The 16,439-nt window shown below is 69.2% G+C and carries 18 protein-coding genes; 10 read left to right on the top strand and 8 right to left on the bottom strand.

Annotated features, from left to right (window positions below; genetic code table 11):
• Positions 1–56: 56 nt before the first annotated feature.
• Positions 57–896: an aldo/keto reductase gene (locus ACFUVW_RS05810; RefSeq protein WP_430570402.1), complete on the bottom strand. Its 840-nt coding sequence runs from the start codon at positions 894–896 to the stop codon at positions 57–59.
• 96 nt (positions 897–992) lie between these two features.
• The gene (locus ACFUVW_RS05815; RefSeq protein WP_430570403.1) at positions 993–1,718 is read right to left on the bottom strand and encodes a cation diffusion facilitator family transporter; all 726 of its coding nucleotides are present in this window, start codon (positions 1,716–1,718) and stop codon (positions 993–995) included.
• Positions 1,719–1,797: 79 nt separating this feature from the next.
• On the opposite strand from ACFUVW_RS05815, the gene ACFUVW_RS05820 reads away from it, so the two are divergent.
• The 8 genes from ACFUVW_RS05820 (at position 1,798) to ACFUVW_RS05855 (ending at position 8,548) form a co-directional block, all read left to right on the top strand.
• A complete protein-coding gene (locus ACFUVW_RS05820) occupies positions 1,798–2,040 on the top strand; it encodes a hypothetical protein (protein WP_430570404.1) in 243 nt (80 codons plus the stop codon).
• 87 nt (positions 2,041–2,127) lie between these two features.
• On the top strand, positions 2,128–2,349 hold the full coding sequence (locus tag ACFUVW_RS05825) for a hypothetical protein (protein ID WP_429735454.1): 222 nt from the start codon (positions 2,128–2,130) through the stop codon (positions 2,347–2,349).
• Between the two features lie 97 nt (positions 2,350–2,446).
• On the top strand, positions 2,447–2,584 hold the full coding sequence (locus ACFUVW_RS05830) for a hypothetical protein (protein ID WP_430570438.1): 138 nt from the start codon (positions 2,447–2,449) through the stop codon (positions 2,582–2,584).
• A 31-nt stretch (positions 2,585–2,615) separates the two neighbouring features.
• The gene (locus tag ACFUVW_RS05835) at positions 2,616–4,331 is read left to right on the top strand and encodes a recombinase family protein (protein ID WP_430570405.1); all 1,716 of its coding nucleotides are present in this window, start codon (positions 2,616–2,618) and stop codon (positions 4,329–4,331) included.
• 1,371 nt (positions 4,332–5,702) lie between these two features.
• The gene (locus ACFUVW_RS05840) at positions 5,703–6,113 is read left to right on the top strand and encodes a hypothetical protein (protein WP_430570406.1); all 411 of its coding nucleotides are present in this window, start codon (positions 5,703–5,705) and stop codon (positions 6,111–6,113) included.
• The gene (locus ACFUVW_RS05845; RefSeq protein WP_430570407.1) at positions 6,110–6,325 is read left to right on the top strand and encodes a hypothetical protein; all 216 of its coding nucleotides are present in this window, start codon (positions 6,110–6,112) and stop codon (positions 6,323–6,325) included. The genes ACFUVW_RS05840 and ACFUVW_RS05845 overlap by 4 nt, the downstream gene beginning before the upstream one ends.
• Positions 6,318–7,493 carry a hypothetical protein gene (locus ACFUVW_RS05850; protein ID WP_430570408.1) on the top strand — a complete coding sequence of 392 codons (1,176 nt, stop codon included), beginning with the start codon at positions 6,318–6,320 and terminating at the stop codon, positions 7,491–7,493. Before ACFUVW_RS05845 ends, ACFUVW_RS05850 begins: the two co-directional genes overlap by 8 nt.
• 62 nt (positions 7,494–7,555) lie before the next feature.
• A complete protein-coding gene (locus tag ACFUVW_RS05855; RefSeq protein ID WP_430570409.1) occupies positions 7,556–8,548 on the top strand; it encodes a hypothetical protein in 993 nt (330 codons plus the stop codon).
• 468 nt (positions 8,549–9,016) lie between these two features.
• Here ACFUVW_RS05855 and ACFUVW_RS05860 read toward each other — a convergent pair whose 3' ends face one another.
• Entirely contained in the window at positions 9,017–9,514 is a 498-nt protein-coding gene (locus ACFUVW_RS05860; RefSeq protein ID WP_430570410.1) for a hypothetical protein, read from the bottom strand.
• Positions 9,515–9,517: 3 nt separating this feature from the next.
• A complete protein-coding gene (locus ACFUVW_RS05865) occupies positions 9,518–12,214 on the bottom strand; it encodes an N-6 DNA methylase (protein ID WP_430570411.1) in 2,697 nt (898 codons plus the stop codon).
• Between the two features lie 263 nt (positions 12,215–12,477).
• Between ACFUVW_RS05865 and ACFUVW_RS05870 the strand changes: the two genes are divergently transcribed.
• Positions 12,478–12,681, top strand: a complete 204-nt coding sequence (locus ACFUVW_RS05870; RefSeq protein WP_430570412.1) for a hypothetical protein — start codon at positions 12,478–12,480, stop codon at positions 12,679–12,681.
• 91 nt (positions 12,682–12,772) lie between these two features.
• On the opposite strand, the gene ACFUVW_RS05875 is transcribed toward ACFUVW_RS05870, so the two are convergent.
• The 4 genes from ACFUVW_RS05875 to ACFUVW_RS05890 all read right to left on the bottom strand — a co-directional run bounded on the left by ACFUVW_RS05875 (position 12,773) and on the right by ACFUVW_RS05890 (position 14,339).
• Positions 12,773–13,123, bottom strand: a complete 351-nt coding sequence (locus ACFUVW_RS05875; RefSeq protein WP_430570413.1) for a hypothetical protein — start codon at positions 13,121–13,123, stop codon at positions 12,773–12,775.
• A 120-nt stretch (positions 13,124–13,243) separates the two neighbouring features.
• A complete protein-coding gene (locus ACFUVW_RS05880) occupies positions 13,244–13,519 on the bottom strand; it encodes a hypothetical protein (RefSeq protein WP_430570414.1) in 276 nt (91 codons plus the stop codon).
• A gap of 20 nt (positions 13,520–13,539) precedes the next feature.
• Positions 13,540–14,121: a hypothetical protein gene (locus ACFUVW_RS05885; protein WP_430570415.1), complete on the bottom strand. Its 582-nt coding sequence runs from the start codon at positions 14,119–14,121 to the stop codon at positions 13,540–13,542.
• Complete coding sequence (locus tag ACFUVW_RS05890) at positions 14,118–14,339, bottom strand: hypothetical protein (RefSeq protein WP_430570416.1); 222 nt, start codon at positions 14,337–14,339, stop codon at positions 14,118–14,120. Before ACFUVW_RS05890 ends, ACFUVW_RS05885 begins: the two co-directional genes overlap by 4 nt.
• 80 nt (positions 14,340–14,419) lie before the next feature.
• Here ACFUVW_RS05890 and ACFUVW_RS05895 point away from each other — a divergent pair, with 80 nt between their 5' ends.
• Entirely contained in the window at positions 14,420–16,411 is a 1,992-nt protein-coding gene (locus tag ACFUVW_RS05895; protein ID WP_430570417.1) for an NHL domain-containing thioredoxin family protein, read from the top strand.
• The last annotated feature ends 28 nt before the right edge of the window (positions 16,412–16,439 follow it).

Below are 16,439 nucleotides of genomic sequence, written 5' to 3' on the forward strand. Positions count from 1 at the left end.
ATCGTGGCCCTGTTCTCCATCGCAACAGGGCCACGATCGCACCCACAACGCTCTCGTCAGCGGCCGGTGTCGTTCATCTCGTCCGGGTGCGAACCGATGCGCTCGCCGCGGTCGAGGCCGGTGATGGCGGCCATGTCGTCGCCGGAGAGCTCGAAGTCGAAGATCTCGAGGTTCTCCTTGATGCGCGACGGCGTCGCGGACTTGGGGAAGACGACGTCGCCGCGCTGCACGTGCCAGCGCAGCACCACCTGGGCGGGGGTGCGACCGTGCTCGGCGGCGATGCGCGCGAGGGTCGGGTCCTCCAGCACGCGGCCCCGGCCGAGCGGGGACCAGGCCTCGGTGACGATGCCGTGCTCGGCGTCGAACGCGCGGACTTCCTCGTTGCCGAACCATGGGTGGATCTCCACCTGGTTGACGGCGGGCACGACGGTGCCCTCGGCGAGGACGCGGCGCAGGTGGTGCGGCTGGAAGTTCGACGTGCCGATCGCGCGGGCCCGGCCTGAGCGGTACAGCTCCTCGAGCGCGCCCCACGCCTCGACGAACCGCCCGACGGCGGGCAGCGGCCAGTGGACGAGGAACAGGTCCACGTGGTCGAGGCCGAGCTCCTCGAGCGACCGGTCGAACGCCTCCAGGGCGGCGTCGTGCTCGTGGAACGCGTTGTTGAGCTTGGTGGTGACGAAGAGGTCGTCGCGCGGCAGCCCGGCCGCGGCGATGGCCTCGCCGACCCCGCGCTCGTTGCGGTACATCTGCGCGGTGTCGAGGTGGCGGTAGCCCGCCTCGAGGGCGGTCAGCACCAGCTCGCGCGTCTCCTCGGGCGGGACCTTGAAGACGCCATAGCCGAGCTGCGGGATCGACGTGCCGTTGTTCAGGGGCAGGGACGGGATCTCGGTGCTCATGGCACCCATCTTGTCCCGGGCCGGGCGGCGTCGCGCGGCCGTCCCGTCCGCCGAGGTAGTGCCGGTCGTGCCGAGGTGGTACGAGATCCCGCGAGGTCAGCGCGGACCGGCCGGCCCGCCGTCACGGGCAGCGCAGCAGTCGTCGTCGCACCCGTCGTCGTCGCACCCGTCGTCGCCTGCGAGGAGCGCGCCGGCCGGTGAGCAGCAGGCGTCGCCGCGCCAGGCCTCGACGCCCTCGCGCACGGCGAAGCCGGCGATGACGAGCGCGGCGAGCGGGTCGGCCCACGACCAGCCCAGCGTGGCGTTCAGGACGAGCCCGACCAGGAGCACCCCGGACAGGTACGTGCAGATGAGGGTCTGCTTCGAGTCGGCGACGGCGGACGCCGAGCCGAGCTCGCGGCCGGTGCGCCGCTCGGCCCACGAGAGGAACGGCATGATCGCGAGGCTCACCGCGGCGAGGGCGATCCCGACGGGGGAGCGGTCCGGCTCGGTGGTGCCGAGCAGCGTGCGGACGGAGTCGACGGTGACGAACAGGGCGAGCCCGAAGAACGACACGGCGACGAGCCGCAACGCGGTGCGCTCACGACGGTGCGGGTCGGGCGCCGCGAACTGCCACGCGACGGCGGCCGCCGACAGCACCTCGACCACGGAGTCCAGGCCGAAGCCGACCAGCGCCGCCGAGGACGCCGCCCGGCCGGCGGCGATCGCCACCACCGCCTCGACGACGTTGTACGTGATCGTCGCGGCGACGATCCAGCGCACGCGGCGCTCGAGGAGCGCGCGCCGGGCGGGTGGGACGGGGCGGAGCGGGACGGTGGCCACAGGACCGACGGTACACAGAAATCTGTACTGTCGACCAGCGGTGGTGGAGGCGGTCGTCGCGATCGACGATGCTGGACTCATGAAGAGTCTGCCCCTGGGGCCCACGGTGATCGACGACGACCGGGAGGTGCGGTTCGTCGCGGGGACGAGCCAGTTCGCGATCAAGCTGAAGGACGGGCACCTGCACGTGCGCGCCATCGACACCGGCGAGGGCGAGGCGCAGCTCGCGGTCGCCCCGACGTCGAGGAGCACCCTCGACCTGCGCATCCAGCGTCGGTCGGCGCAGGGTCCGGTGCAGATCGAGGGGCCGGCCGTGCGGTAGGCGGGACACCCGCGAGGCGCGGGTCACGACGCCTGGGCTGTGGTGCTGTCGGCGGGTGGCGCACAATGGAGGGGTCGGAGGTGTTCCATGGTCACGATCGACGAGGCACGCGCCGCCAAGCCCGCCCTGCGCGAGGCGCTCGAGAGCGTCGAGGGGGTGTGCGGCGTCGGGCTCGCCCAGCGCGGCGACGAGACGGACTGGGTGCTGCAGGTGAACGTCGTCTCCCTCAGCGCGCGCAAGGACGTGCCGCCCCAGGTGGACGGCGTCCCCGTCCAGGTCACGGTCGTCGGAGCGGTCACGGCGCTCTGACCCGGTCGCGCCGCTCGGTCCGCCGCGACCACGACTGCTCCACGCACCCCGCAGAGCCGCGACCACGACTGCTCCACGCACCCCGCAGAATGGTCGGGTGACCACCTCTTCCCGCCTGCCCCGAGTCCGCGCCTCCGAGCTGGTCGGGCGCGGCTGGCTCAACACCGGCGGCCGCGACGTCGCCCTCGCCGACCTGCGCGGCAAGGTCGTCGTCCTGGACTTCTGGACGTCGTGAACGTTAGCACGATCTTGCCTAGGATGGGTCCGTGACCGATCCCGAACGCGCCGCCGCGATCTACGTCCGGCGCTCCAGCGGCAAAGCTGGGACCAACCGAACCCTGGACGAGCAGGAGCGAGAGGCGCGAGCCCTCGCCGAGCGCGAAGGGCTCGACGTCGTTGAGGTCTACCGGGAGCGTGAGGGCACAGGTGCCAGCGCTCGGAGTGGGAAGCGGCGACCTCGGTGGGAGGCGGCTCTGGCCGCGCTCGACGAAGGTGACCGATTCCGCACGATCATCGTGTGGGCGCTTGACCGGGCTGATCGACGTGGGTCGGACACGCTCGGCGCAATGCTCTCCCGGCATGCCGCCACCGGGCGGCGGATCCTCGGTGTCGACGGCACCGACACCGGTGACTCGAACCAGCGCCTGAACATCATCATCCGTGGCGAGATCGCCCGGGAGTACTCCGAGAAGCTGGGAGACAACGTCGCGCGCACCAAGCGGTACCGACGGGAGGACGGGCTGTGGCTCGGAGGCAAGCCCCCGTGGGGGCTGAGGGTCGCGTCCGATGGGCGCCTCGAACATGATCCCGACACCTACCCCGAGGCGCGGAAGGCGGCTGAGGCTCTGCTGGCAGGGGCGACGTTCTACGCGGTGGTCGCGGATCTGAACGCAAGGCAGGTCACACTGCCCACCGGCAGGCCCTGGGGATCGACCGTCGTGCGTAAGGCGCGAGGGCTCGACCTTGACGTCGAGAGCCAGCCCCAGAAGTGGCGCATCCCGACGTTGTCTTCGTTGGTGCGCTCCCCGGGCTGGGCCGGCCTCCAGAGCATTCGGATCAGAGCGGTCAACAACGACGGGTCCAAGGGCGGATGGCCCGCCGTGGCTGAGGTCTACCGGTCGGTCGAGACGGGCGATCCGGTCAGCGTCGGGCAGGGTGTCATCACGCCGGATGAGCGGGCAGTCATCCTTGCCCGGCTCGATGGGCGTACCGTGAAGTCCGACGGGCGCGCTAGCGGCAGGAAACCGCACCAGTCCTTGCTCGGGTCACGGCTGCGATGTGCTGAATGCGGCGAGCTGGCGGTCCGGAGCGGCGCCGGGACGAAGAAGTCGTACCGATGTGGAAACGCAACGCTCGGTGCTGGCCGGTGCGGCGGGTTTACGTGCCCGGTCGAGGACATGGACGAGTACGTCATTGGGCGAGCTCTCATCTTCGTCTCGGGCCTCGACCCGAACGACCCCGTTACACGGGCTGCGTTCACAGTTTGGGCGGGGGAGGCTGACGAAGGACTTCGAGCCGAACGCCAGGCGAAGGCGGCAGCCATTGAAGTCGCCAAGGCAGAGCTCGCACGTGCGCGCCGACTTGCGGTGATCGGTGTCCTGTCTGAGGAAGAAGCCGCCGATGAAATGCCACGGCTGCGTGCCGCCGTCGCGGCCGCTGAGCTCGCACTCGCGGAGTGTGGGGCCGGCGTCGAGCTGACGGTCGATGCACTCCAGGACTTGCAGTACCTCGCCGAAGCCTGGGACGAGCTCGACACAGACGTCCGACGGCAGCTGATCGAAACGCTCGTACGTCGCGTTGATGTCTACCGGGCTCCGTACCGGGGCGCCAGGTTCCTGCCGATCGAGCGTGGTGTCATCACCTTTGTTGACGGCACGACCTGGCCCGGGGACGGGAAGCCCGCACCGCACCCTGGCAGGAAGGCGGAGACGATCAAGAAGGCTGATGCTCGCGCACGCCGCAAGGCCAAATCGGAGGAGTAGCTGAACCTAATGTGCCGCGACCGGAATGGTCTGCTAGAAGGCGGAAGTAGTGAAGAACGTAGATCGGTCAAACTCGTTCGGTCGGCCATGGGCTGGCTCGCGGAAGGAAACTGGGGTCGGTGCTGGTTTAGAGAGTGTCCGCGGCTTCCAGAAACCTTCGGGTCCATGTAATCTCGGCGTCAACTTCTTTTCGTGTTAGGCCCTCATGCCCCATTTGTTGCGGTCGGCTCTGGCGCGTGTAATCCCCCTCGTGTGCAATCTTGTTTCGCCGCATGTACTGGGCGTTTAGTCGCGACTTGATTTCCTCCACTGGCTCGCCAAGGCGCGCAGAGATCTCCTTCCAGTACTGAGTTCGACCCAGGAGTCCAAATGCGCGCTCGATATTCGCGGACCCTTGAAACGTCTGCTTAAGGAGTGCCTGGTGGATGATGTTTCCGAGCTTGACTCGGGGTCGCGACTTTTCGCGACTTGCGAGAAACAGGGCAACCATGTCATCAACGTCACCCAGCGGGACTTCGAACTTTCGCGCCTGCCGGCTCATGTCTTGGAGCATTGTGCGCCTAATTCGCTCGTGAAAGTACGTGTCGATCGAGGCCCCGACGAACACCCATGCAGAGCGAAGGATGTCAATCTTTACGCCTGCCACTGTCTTAGATTGGTCGCCCGAAAAGTTAGCAAGTTCTTCGGCTCTGTCTAGCAGATCGAGTGCGAAGTCAATGGGTTTAACTGGCACTATCCACCCCTCCGAGACCCTGGCTGCGCGCGATCTGGTCGCGGGCACCGCTTCGGCCGAAGGGTTGGTCTCCGCCGCTCGGGTCGTGCAACCTGCCATAACTTCTGGAGATGTGCTGGCTGTCCTCGCACTGGTTGATCCAGCGTTCGCGCGCGCCGTCTCGCACCCGGTACTCGCCGCCGTTGGCCATGTGGTCCTCACTTCGGCGGGGCGTTCCCGGTGCCGTCGTTCTCTCTGGCCTGCCCCGCAGCAGCCAAAGTACACGGTGTCGCCACCAGCCAGCGTCGAGCGGGTGGCCTGCTTCCGGCGAGAGCATCTCGTGTGGAGCAACGACTCGCCTCGCGTGCGAACTGGCGAAAGATGTCGGTCTCACGCGGCCGTCAGGACACTAGGTGTAATGTTTGACATGCCAGGGCACACCGGGCACAAGATGTCAAACCGGGTGTCCTGGAGCAGCGCAGTGCGAGGTGAGAGCTCGCGGGCCGACGGGTAGCACTCGTCGGCGGGTGGTTCGAGCGGGGATGCCTCGACACCTTGCCCCCACGACCGAGTCGGGTAAGAGACGCCCGACGCCGAGGTAGGTCAGGTCCGCCTCGGAACGTGCAGCCGCGACGGGCTGCGATCCCCAGGAAGCACACGTGCGCACCAGGATGTGCGCCCTGCCCTGGGAGTACCCGTTGAAGAAGTACCTGGTCACCCTGTCCGTCGCCGCCGAGAAGTACGGCGTGAGCGTGCGGACCATCCGTCGCCGCATCGCTGACAAATACCGTCACGGCCTACCGCATCGGCCCGCGCCTCGTCCGTGTAGACCTCGACGAGCTGGCCTCGGCTCTGTCCGCCATTCCTGCGACAGCACGGGCATGAACGTGCCCTTGACCGCGCAGTCGAACCTCCCTGGGGCCGGCGGCGACATGAGAGAGATGAACCCGCTCGGCGCCCCGATCTGGTTCGTCACGGCAGATGCCTACGACGACGACCCCGACGCGTTCGGCATGGGCTGGCCCGCGCACTGGGAGCACCTGCGCCGAGACGACAAGGAGCGCGAGTGAGCAGGAAGAAGACCAAGAAGAAGCTGCCGAACCGAACGGCGACGAGGAAGGCCGTCGAGCCCGACGGCGAGGCGATGGCAGAACGCTGGCTGCACGGGTACGCCCACGGTCTGCGGATGGCCTACAAGCTCCTGGCGGACGGGTGCGAGCTGGACGACATCCGTGTGACCTCGGACGCCTGGCTCGTCCGGATGGGGGTTCCCGATGCCTAGCAAGCCCGCTCCCTTCCGTTTCCGGTGGGAGCACGAGCTGCGGGAGCGCGCCGGCGAGACCGGACTCCCGCTCCAGGCGATCGGTGTCCTCGCGCTCATGGCGACCTACGCCGACATCGACGGCAGGCGCGTCTTCGTGTCCGACGTCGCGATGGCCGGGCGAGTCGGCTGCTCCCGCAAGACGTGGCTCAAGTGGCGCACGCTCGGTGCCAAGGCGGGGTGGATCACCCTTGTCGAGGAACGTCCGGGCCGCTCGAACGTGTACGACCTGAGCATCCCGAGACCTGTCGCACCAGAGGGACAGGCAGGGGGTGTCACCGGACGGGGACGGGTTCCCGATGGCGAGGGGGTGTCCCCGTGCAGGGACAGGGGTGTCTCCGTAGCTACCCACCCCCTGTTCCCGGAGGGGGACACGACCAGAGTAAGTACCAGTCCCCCCACCAACACCTCTACTGGCAGCAGCGGCGACATAGTCATCCACGGCGCCGAGGTCACCTTGAGCACCGGCGAGGTGGTGATAGTTCCGTCGTTCGATGATGAGACCGAGCTGGAGCCGAAGGCGACAGCGGCGGCCGGCAGAGCGACAGCGACAGCCGGCAGGTCGACCGAAGGTCGGCCTGCGGGGAACCAGGCTGACCACCAGCACGCCGGCGCACCCCCGCCTGTCGCCGCTGGCGCGGCTCCGTCGCCGGGGCTGTCCGGGACGGTAAACAACACGCACGAGTTTATCGCCGGTGCCTGCCCGTGCGTGAACGCCACCGAGCATCACAACGCCGTCGTCGAGCTGCCGCCGTACCCGACCGACAGTCACGGCAACCTCCTGTCGTCGTGGTCCGCGCTCGGCTACGCCAGCAACTACGACGACCGGGCGAAGCATGACCGCATCGCGTGGCTCCGTGACGCGCACGGCACCCCGCGTAGGCCGACCTACTCGCCGGAGTTCTACACCTCCGCGAAGCGGGCCAAGGACGAGGCACGGCACCAGGGGTTCCACGACCGCGCGATGAGGGACGACGTCCCGATGGAGGCGTTCGAGAGCAACCCCGAGATGCAGAACTACGTCGAGATGGTTCAGTCCGGCGAAGTCCGCGACTGGCAGGAAGTCCCGCCCCCGCTCCAGCGATGGGCCGCCCGGTACATCGAACGCCACCGAGGCCCCGACTACTGACCTCACCCATCCCAAACCACCGCCGACGACCCCGGCGGGCCATCACCAACAAGGAGTACGAGTTGAGCACCACCAAGATGAAGAACACGACCGCCGACAAGTTCGAGCAGCACGCCGCCGCTGCCAGCGCGGCCCGCGCCGAAGCGGTCGCCGCCGTCGAGCAGCTCACCACGGCCCGCGAGTCGCTGTCGGGCATGAAGTCGTCCGCGATGGCGGGGAACGCGACGCTGACCCCGGAGGCGCTGGCGGCGGCTCACGCCGCCGTGGAGCTGGCAGAGCTGCGAGCCATCGGTGCAGACAAGCGCGCAGCCACGGCGCACGCTGCCGCGCCGTTCCGGCCGATCCTCGCGGAGACCGTGGCGGGTGCTTTGAACGACGTCCTGGGCATCCCCACGACGGCCGTCGCGACGGTCCCCACGGACGGTGAGGTCCCGCACCTGTACGTCGTGCAGCCCAAGCCGGCTACCAGGGCGACGTGGGGTCAGGGCTACTCCGGCAAGGTGTCGGTCACGTACAAGCGCACCGGCTTGCACCGCGAGCTGAGCGTCGACGAGTTCGCCGACGCGCTCCAGAAGCGCGGCATCTCCGTTGCTGCTGGAGCCACGTCCGCGAACATGAGCGTCACGCTCCAGCCGACCGTCCCCTACATCGCAGAGGTGGCCGCGGGGCCGAACAAGCGCATCGCGGAAGACCTCGCCGGCCGCCTGCGCGGCGGGTACGCACGCGGCGGCAAGGTCGAGTCGGTGACGACGAACGGCGACCTGAGGACCGCGACGGCGGTCCTCACGTTCGAGACGAGCGAGCTGTTCGGAGGCGTCGAGGACTTGCTGCACCAGCCGACTTCCGCCGGCCGGGTCGTCGCCGTCGACCTCCTGTCGTCCGGCTTCCACCGCGACCCGGTCCCCCTGCCCAACGGGCAGACGGGCGTCACCCCGGAGTACCACAAGGTGACCGTCCGGGTGACCGTCGAGTCCACGACCACCCGTTACGAGCACGTCGTTGCCGCGCCTGCCTACGAGCCGGTCTTCACGGCCGAGATCCAGCACGCAGCGTGACCCAGACCCGACCCCGCCGGGCGTTCCGCCAGACCGATCCTCTGGGTACGTTCGCCCAGATCCATGCCGACGTCATGCAGCCCTACCGCGAGGCCCGCGAGGATGCCCGACAGGCACCGGGAGAGCAGGCGAGGGTCGACCTTGCCCTCCGGGCAGTCGCCGTGGGGCCAGGGGTCCGTCCGTGCCTCGTCTGCGGTGCAGACCTGGAGGACGTGGACCGAAGGGCAGCGAACCCGAATGGTGAGCGGCTGACCTGCTCCAGTCGGTGCCGCCAGAAGCTCTACAGGCAGCGGCGGAAGGCCGCGACAGTATGACCGGCGGGCCGTCACACCTCCCACGCGGGGGCGTGACGACCCACCGGTGTTACATCCCACGGCGTTACGACGCCCTGGAAACCGTGGCAGAACCCGGGGTGCTAAGACATGGCGGTGGGTGAGGCGAAGCGCAGGGGGTCATCCCCCGGGTCCGTCAGTCGGTCGGAGCCGAGGCACGAGGCGTCAGCCAGTAGCCAAAGTTGGTGAGGAAGCGGTCGAGGTCCCGCTCGTCGCGCAAGGAGATCTGCACGTCGCCGACGCCGTGGTGGCCCTTGCCGCGGAGGTCGTGGGCGTTGGCCATCGAACCGATGCTGTCCGGGTTGACCGGGAGCACCACCTCAAGCTGCGATCGGTGTTTGAGTACGCTCAGGAAGATTTGCGAACGTTCACCCTTCGGCGAGTACGGCGACCGGACCGCTTCCTCGCGTCGATACCCGACGTACATGCCGCGCATCACGTAGTGCAGGCCCGGATTGCGGACCCGAATCTCACGGTCCAGACGCAGGACAAGCCCTCGCGTGGCCTCGTCCATGCTCGCGACGACCGCCGCGAGCATGCCGTCCTCGACGTGCAGGACGCGCGCGAGTACGTCATCCACCGTCGACCCGGCCATCGCGGCAGCGTCCCTGAGGAACACGTCGATGTCGGTCATGGCTTACCTCGGCGGTTTGAACGCGGCGATGATCGAGCGCGAACGCTCGCTGTCGAGGAGCATCTCGATCGACGCCGTCCGGTTCGCCTCAGCCCGCAGCCTGCGCATGTCGTCCTCGGCCTGGTTCGCGCGCTGCACCGCATCGTCGATCCGCTCGCGGACGTCCTGGTTCGGCACGGGAAGCCGGAGCTTCTTGAGCTCGTCCCAGCGCACCCGGGTGCGTCCGATGCCCGTCGCGAGCAGGAGCATCTCGGCCCGTGCCTCGGGCGACCTCACGAGTGCCCAAAGGACGCTCGCCGTGAGGTCGGTGCTTGGACGGCACACCGTGTACTCGCTTGTGACGACCAGGCCGTCGAACTCCGCAGGCACGACGGCGACCGCGCCGTGGATGGCGTTGATGTGGCTGAACACGATGTCGCCGGTCTCAACGCGGGTGAGGGTCTGCTTCGCGATGTCGGCGGTGGAGACCTCGTCGCCGGCCTCGCAGAACCCGTCGTACCGGACGCGAAGGTAGGTCACGAGATCCTCAGTCTCGGACGTGTCGATCTCGCGCTCGGCGCTGTTCTCCACAGTCACCGCGAGTTCGAGCAGGTCGCCGAGCGGCTGGATCGTGAAGCCCGCGGCCTCCCAGTCGGGAACCCTGGCCTCGGCCTCCGGCAGGCATGCCTTGACGTCGAAGCGATCCGTGATCGCCGAGGCACTCACAGTCCACGCCTTGGCCTCGGGCGCTCCCGCCTGGAATGCCCTGTAGAGCGCGTTGACCTCGGTGATCTCGTCGCGCGCTTTCTCGCGGTTCTCGGCGTCCACCGGCAGGATCCGAGCCCGCGACGGGTCGTCGATGCCCACCCAGGAGCAGTAGTACATGAACACGTCGGGCTGGACTTCGTCCACGGAGGTCTTTTTCTCAAGCACGATGAGCGAGGTCTTGACGCGTGCCTGCGAGCGCTGGAATGCGTCGCCGGGCAGCGAGATCACCGCGCGAACGATCCAATTCCTTCTGATCCATTCGCGCACGCGCCGGTGCCTCGGTGCGCCGAGGATGCTGTCGTCGACGACCGTCACGAGCCGCCCGCGCGGTCCGAGGAGGTCGTGATAGCGCTCCAGGAACATGACCATCGAGCTCAGCGACTTGAGCGGACGCCTCGCGCCGCCGCTCGTGTCGTACGAGAGTTCGTACTCGTCGAGCAGTTTCGCGTCGCCCTCCTCGTCGCGGCTGTACTCCTTAGCGAACGGTGGATTCGTCAGCGCGACATCGGCGAGGCCCCGGGGCTGCGCTCCGTCGGCGGCCGCTTGGGCCTGCTTCAAGCGGCGCTTGAACTCCGCCTTCTCCTGGACGATCTCGGGGTCGTCGGTCGGGTTGCTCGCGACGCTCTTGTCCAGGGAGTCGAGCTGGAAGACGCTCGTCCCTCCGTCACCGTGCAGGTACATGTTGATCCGCGCGATGCGTGCCAGCGCCGGATCGCGGGCGACGTCGACGCCGATGAGCGACTGCTCCGCCACCTGCATGCGTAGTTCCTCGCGGCGCTTGTTCGACAGGGACGTGTTGGCGTCGAGCTTCGCCCACATGTCGGCCAGGGCCTCGATGAGGAAGCCACCCGTGCCCGAGCATGCGTCGATGACCCTGTCGACGTGCTGGTCGTCCGCGCGCAGCTGGGCGAGGCCCGTCGCGAGCTTCACGACGCTGCGCGGCGTGAAGTACTGGCCGAGCGCCTTGCCGCGGAGAGTCGAGTTGAGGAAGGTCTCGAACATGCGGCCGTTGAGGTCCGCGTCGATGCTGATGAGGTCGACGTGCTCAAGTCGATCGACGAGTGTCCGCAGGGTGTCGGGCGAGAGGAGCAGCCGCTCGCCCTTCGGGAAGATCCGCTTCTTGCGCCCGTTCGAGATGGCGATCTCGAAGTCGCTCAGCAGCTTCTGGAAGAGGATCGAGTCGAGCGGGCTCGGAGTGTCGGCCTCGCGGGACTTGATCCAGGCCGTCGAGAACTTCACGGACTCGGCCGGGACGACGGTCGAATGGTCGTCGAGCGCCCTCTTGTGGGGGTCGGCGTGGGCCTCGCGGTCCGAGTGGAGCTTGAGGAATATGACCTTCACGAACTCCATGAAGGCCGCGTTGTAGCTCAGGTTGTCGCGCTTGTAGATGAGTCTGTGGGCCCAGGCGAAGTCGGAGTTCAGATCGGACACGGAGCGACGACGGAGGATGTGCTCTCCCGTGGCGGCGGGGGCCGTGGCGGGCGCGGGCTTGAACGCCCCAGGGGCGAGTAGGTCGCGGATCGCCGCGTAGGCCCGATTGTCGTCTACGAAGTCGCCGAAGGAGGCCTCGGCCACCGGGGTCGCGTCATCCCACCGGTAGACCCTCGTGGTGACGCCGTTCGTGAGCATGAAGTACTCGACCGGGTTGTCTGCCTGGGAACTGTTGAGCGCCAGACAGTAGCTCTGCGACTGCCCGACCCAGTCGTCGAGGTCCTCCTCGACGCCCTTCGCCTCGCAGATCCAGCGGACCTTCGAGCCGACGGTGATGGCGTAGTCGGGCCGCCACTTCTCACTCTTGCGGCCCTTCGAGACCTTGAGCTCGGCGATGCTCGCCTTGGGCTTGATCTGCGAGTCCTTGTAGCCGAGGTCTGTCAGGAGCCGGGCGACGAAGAACTGCTCGACGGTGGCTTCGTTGCCGAGGTCGGCCAGGGTGCCGAACTTGCTGTCTGTCATGTCGTCCTCACGGATTTGACGCTACCATCAACCAGGCACCCCGCGACAATGCTCGCGCCCGCCGCTCGACGAGCGTCGTACGGGAAGCCACCGTGTCCGCCCGTCGTCTCGGCGGGCCCTTCTCCGTCATCCCTTCACGTGCGGCGAGTCGACCACGCAGGTCCCCGAGGCGGGGCACGGAGTGGCCGCGCACAGCGCCCGGATCGACCCCATCCGGCGTGGCCGGCCTTGGCCGGCCTTGACGCCGCCGCGAGGCGCAGGACGTGGCGCTGGCGCAACCATCCGGCCTCGTTGGCGATGTCGAGATGGTGCTTGCCGCGAGTGGCGAGGTCGATAAAGCGGGCGATGGTTTCCTCGTCGTCGTCCTCGGGGAGGTTGACCTTGGGCTTGACCTGCCCGACCTGGCGGTGCTGCTCGACGACCAGCTCGTGCCGGCGCCGTTGGCGCCCAACAGGGCGTCCCGGTGAAAGGGCGAAACTGCTCGAAGGCGCCGAACGCCGCCCGCGGCCACATGGGTTGGGCGCGCCGTGCAGCCGTGGCGTGCCGTCGAACTCCGCGTCAGTCGTCCGAACGGGGCTGCTCGTTGTGTTCGGTTAGCAGTGATGCGAGGTCCTTGTCGGATGCCCGAAGCAGGTCAACGACCGTCTCCGCGAGGTGCGCCACGGCCACGCCGAATAGTTCAGAAAGCTCGGTGATTCCCTGACGTTCGTCGTCGTGGTTCCGGATGACCGTGGAGGCGACCGTGCCGCTCAACTTCTCGGCGAGCTCGTTCTCTACGTTCCCCATGATGACGCCGGGGCGGGCTGTGCCTGCGGCCAGGGCGGCAACCCCTGTGAGCAGGCTTTCGCGGGCCGCGGTGACGACCGTGAGCCGTGCCGTCTCGTAGCCGACGGAACCGATGGGCTTCATTTGCTTCCTCTCGTGGGTACCTGGACGGAATCCAAGCAGGGAGTACTGACAGGCGTCTTGTGCTGCGAACGAGTGGTTACGTTGCGAGGCCGGGCCGGGAATCGGGGTTGAGGCGTGTGCTCACTGGTCGTCCTCCGAGTCGTCGTCCCGGGTGTCGAGTTCTTCGAGCAGCTCGCGCAGGAGCTCGATGAGGAGCAGTCGCCGCAACCTCTTGCGATCCAGCTCCGGCGCGCCGTGGCGGTCTGAGAAGCCACGGGGCGCGAGTGTGGAGTCCGGCCGCAGCCGTGGCGCCCTGCGACTGCTCGTTGCAGGCGTCTCAGCGGCCTGCGGGCGCAAGACCCAGGACTGGCGCTCCGGATTGAAGTCCAGGTAGGGCCGGCGGGGGTTGTTCGTCATCGGTGTCTCCTTGGGGCGGGTCAGGCGGGTATGCCGTGGCGGCAGAAGGCGCAGTACCGCGAGCCTCTCGGCTCGCCGTGCTGGCACTCCGTGGTCGCGGAAGGTTCACGACGGGGAAGCGTCGGGATACTTCCCCGTGAGGGGGAGGGGGCTTGCAGCGACTTCCGGATGGCGCGGCGGCGTCGGCCGAAGGCGAACGACAGACCCTCGACGCGTCGCTGCGTCACGAGGCGGCGAGCCGACACGGCTGCATCCTTGACTGACCGTGCGAGCCCCACGAGGGCCAGCACCGCACCCTTGACGATGCGAACGTGCGAGGGCACGCAGCGGCCGGCGACGACGCCGCCGCGCCGCCACAAGATGAGCCCGCGCTTTTCGAGCTCGACGAGGCGCGACCTGACCCAGCGCTCGGAGTAGCCGGAGGCATCCGCGAGCTGCGGGGCCGTCACCAAGCCCTCGCCGGAGCCGTAGGGGAGGAGGTCCACCAGGGCACGGAGCATCGCCCGCGTGCCCTTGTGCTCGGAGCCGGAGATCTCGCCCCAGCCGGCACGAGCAAGGCTGGTCAGGATGTCGCGCGTCGGCGCATGGGCGGTCAGGGTCACTCGGCACCACCGACGAGGGGCACGAGGGCTAGGACGGCGATGTCCTCGGGCAGGGTCTGCCCGTGGGAACGCCAGCGCTCGGCCACCCGCTCGGCCTCGGCCTGCGTCTCGCATGTGCGGGACCAATCGTCGCCGATGATCCAGTTCGGGTTGCCTGTCCAAGGACGGCGCTCGGCCACGATGAACGCGACAGGTGTTGTTTCGCTAGGGTTGTGCATGTCGGGCTACCTCCCGGCCATGCCCTCGGGAGCGTTGCCGCGCTCGCCGGGGGCTTCTACGTGTCAGTCACCTCCACGCGATGTCGCAGAATGGCCGGGTGGCTTCCTCGTCTCGCCTGCCCCGTGTCCGCGCCTCCGAACTAGTCGGTCGACGCTGGCTGAACACTGGTGGAAAGACGCTGAGCCTCGCGGACCTGCGAGGTCGTGTTTTGGTCATCGACTTCTGGACCTTCTGCTGCATCAACTGCCTGCACGTGCTGGACGAGCTGCGCGAGCTGGAGGAGCGGCACCGCGACGAGCTGGTGATCGTGGGGGTGCACTCGCCCAAGTTCGCGCACGAGGCGGACCCCGACGCGCTGGCCGCCGCCGTCGAGCGGTACGAGGTGCACCACCCCGTGCTCGACGACCCGGAGCTGGTCACGTGGGGCGCGTACACGGCCCGCGCCTGGCCCACGCTCGTCGTCGTCGACCCCGAGGGATACGTCGTGGCGCAGATGGCCGGCGAGGGGCACGCGTCGGCGATCGAGGCGATCGTCGACGAGCTGGTCGCCGAGCACGAGGCGAAGGGCACGCTGCACCGCGGCGACGGCCCGTACGTGCCGCCCGCCCCGACGTCGGGCACGCTGCGCTTCCCGGCCAAGGCGGTGACGCTGCCGGGCGGGAACCTGCTCGTGGCGGACGCAGGCCACCACTCGCTGGCCGAGCTCGCGCCCGACGGCGAGACGCTGGTGCGGCGGATCGGGTCGGGGGAGCGCGGGCTCGTCGACTCCCGGGGCGACGCCGTCCCGGACGATGCGCGGTTCAGCGAGCCCAACGGCCTGTGCCGGGTGCCGGACGAGCTGCGCCCCGCGCTCGGCTACGACGTGCTCGTCGCGGACACGGTGAACCACGCGCTGCGCGGCGTCGACCTGGCGACCGGGCGCGTGCGGACGGTGGCCGGCACCGGCGAGCAGTTCATGGTGGGCGGGCAGGAGAACGTGGTCGGGTCGACCACCGCGTTCGACCCGGCCGCGACGTACCCCGCGACGACGGTGCGGCTCAGCTCCCCGTGGGACGTCGCGTGGTCGCCGCGCCTGGGCGCCTTCGTCGTCGCGATGGCCGGGAACCACACGCTGTGGGCGTTCGACCCGGTGGCGGGCGACGGTCACGGCTCCGTCCGATTGCTCGCCGGCACGATGAACGAGGGGCTGGAGGACGGTCCGGGCGCCGACGCCTGGTTCGCCCAGCCGTCCGGGCTGGCGCCGGCGACCGGGCCGGGCGCCGCGGACGCGCTCTGGCTCGCCGACGCCGAGACGTCCGCCCTGCGGCGCGTCGTCCCCGCGGCCGACGGGACGGTCGACGTGAGCACCGCCGTCGGGCAGGGGCTGTTCGACTTCGGCCACCGCGACGGCGCGGCCGGCGAGGCGCTGCTGCAGCACCCGCTGGGCCTGGCCTCGCTCCCGGACGGAAGCGTCGTCGTCGCCGACACGTACAACGGCGCACTGCGGCGGTACGACCCGGCGGCGGGCAGTTCGTCGGGCACCGTGACGACGCTCGCCACCGGCCTCGCGGAGCCGAGCGACGTGCTCGTCGAGACGTCCGACGACGCCGTCCACCTGCTCGTCGTGGAGTCCGCCGCGCACCGGCTGACGCGGGTCGCGCTGCCGGCGGACGTCGCGGGCCGGGTGCTCGACGGCGGCGCGCACCGCGTGGCGCGCCCCGCGACGGAGGTCGCGCCGGGCGAGCTGCGGCTGGACGTGCCCTTCGTGCCGGCGCCGGGCCAGAAGCTCGACGACCGCTGGGGCCCGTCCACCGAGCTGCGCGTCAGCGCCACCCCGCCCGAGCTGCTACTGGACGGCGCGGGCGACGGCGTCGACCTGGGCCGCGTCCTGGTGCTCAACCCGGACGTCGCCGAGGGCGTGCTGCACGTGACGGCGAAGGCCGCGTCGTGCGACGTCGTCCCGCTCGGGCCGGACGGCGAGCCCGACCCCGACGTGTTCCCCGCGTGCCACCTGGCGCAGCAGGACTGGGGCGTGCCGGTGCGCGTCACGCCCGACGGCGACGCGACGCTCAGCCTGCCGCTGCGCGGCTGACCCGCGGCGCCGTCCCCGGGCCGTGACT

This window comes from Isoptericola sp. NPDC057391 (assembly GCF_042668085.1).
Taxonomy (GTDB): Bacteria; Actinomycetota; Actinomycetes; order Actinomycetales; family Cellulomonadaceae; genus Isoptericola.

What these genes read in the sequence shown, in the direction of transcription:
- ACFUVW_RS05810 (WP_430570402.1), bottom strand. Translation starts at nt 896, where the DNA reads ATGAGCACCGAGATCCCGTCCCTGCCCCTGAACAACGGCACGTCGATC.
- ACFUVW_RS05820 (WP_430570404.1), top strand. Translation starts at nt 1,798, where the DNA reads ATGAAGAGTCTGCCCCTGGGGCCCACGGTGATCGACGACGACCGGGAG.
- ACFUVW_RS05825 (WP_429735454.1), top strand. Translation starts at nt 2,128, where the DNA reads ATGGTCACGATCGACGAGGCACGCGCCGCCAAGCCCGCCCTGCGCGAG.
- ACFUVW_RS05850 (WP_430570408.1), top strand. Translation starts at nt 6,318, where the DNA reads ATGCCTAGCAAGCCCGCTCCCTTCCGTTTCCGGTGGGAGCACGAGCTG.
- ACFUVW_RS05860 (WP_430570410.1), bottom strand. Translation starts at nt 9,514, where the DNA reads ATGACCGACATCGACGTGTTCCTCAGGGACGCTGCCGCGATGGCCGGG.
- ACFUVW_RS05865 (WP_430570411.1), bottom strand. Translation starts at nt 12,214, where the DNA reads ATGACAGACAGCAAGTTCGGCACCCTGGCCGACCTCGGCAACGAAGCC.
- ACFUVW_RS05875 (WP_430570413.1), bottom strand. Translation starts at nt 13,123, where the DNA reads ATGAAGCCCATCGGTTCCGTCGGCTACGAGACGGCACGGCTCACGGTC.
- ACFUVW_RS05880 (WP_430570414.1), bottom strand. Translation starts at nt 13,519, where the DNA reads ATGACGAACAACCCCCGCCGGCCCTACCTGGACTTCAATCCGGAGCGC.
- ACFUVW_RS05890 (WP_430570416.1), bottom strand. Translation starts at nt 14,339, where the DNA reads ATGCACAACCCTAGCGAAACAACACCTGTCGCGTTCATCGTGGCCGAG.
- ACFUVW_RS05895 (WP_430570417.1), top strand. Translation starts at nt 14,420, where the DNA reads ATGTCGCAGAATGGCCGGGTGGCTTCCTCGTCTCGCCTGCCCCGTGTC.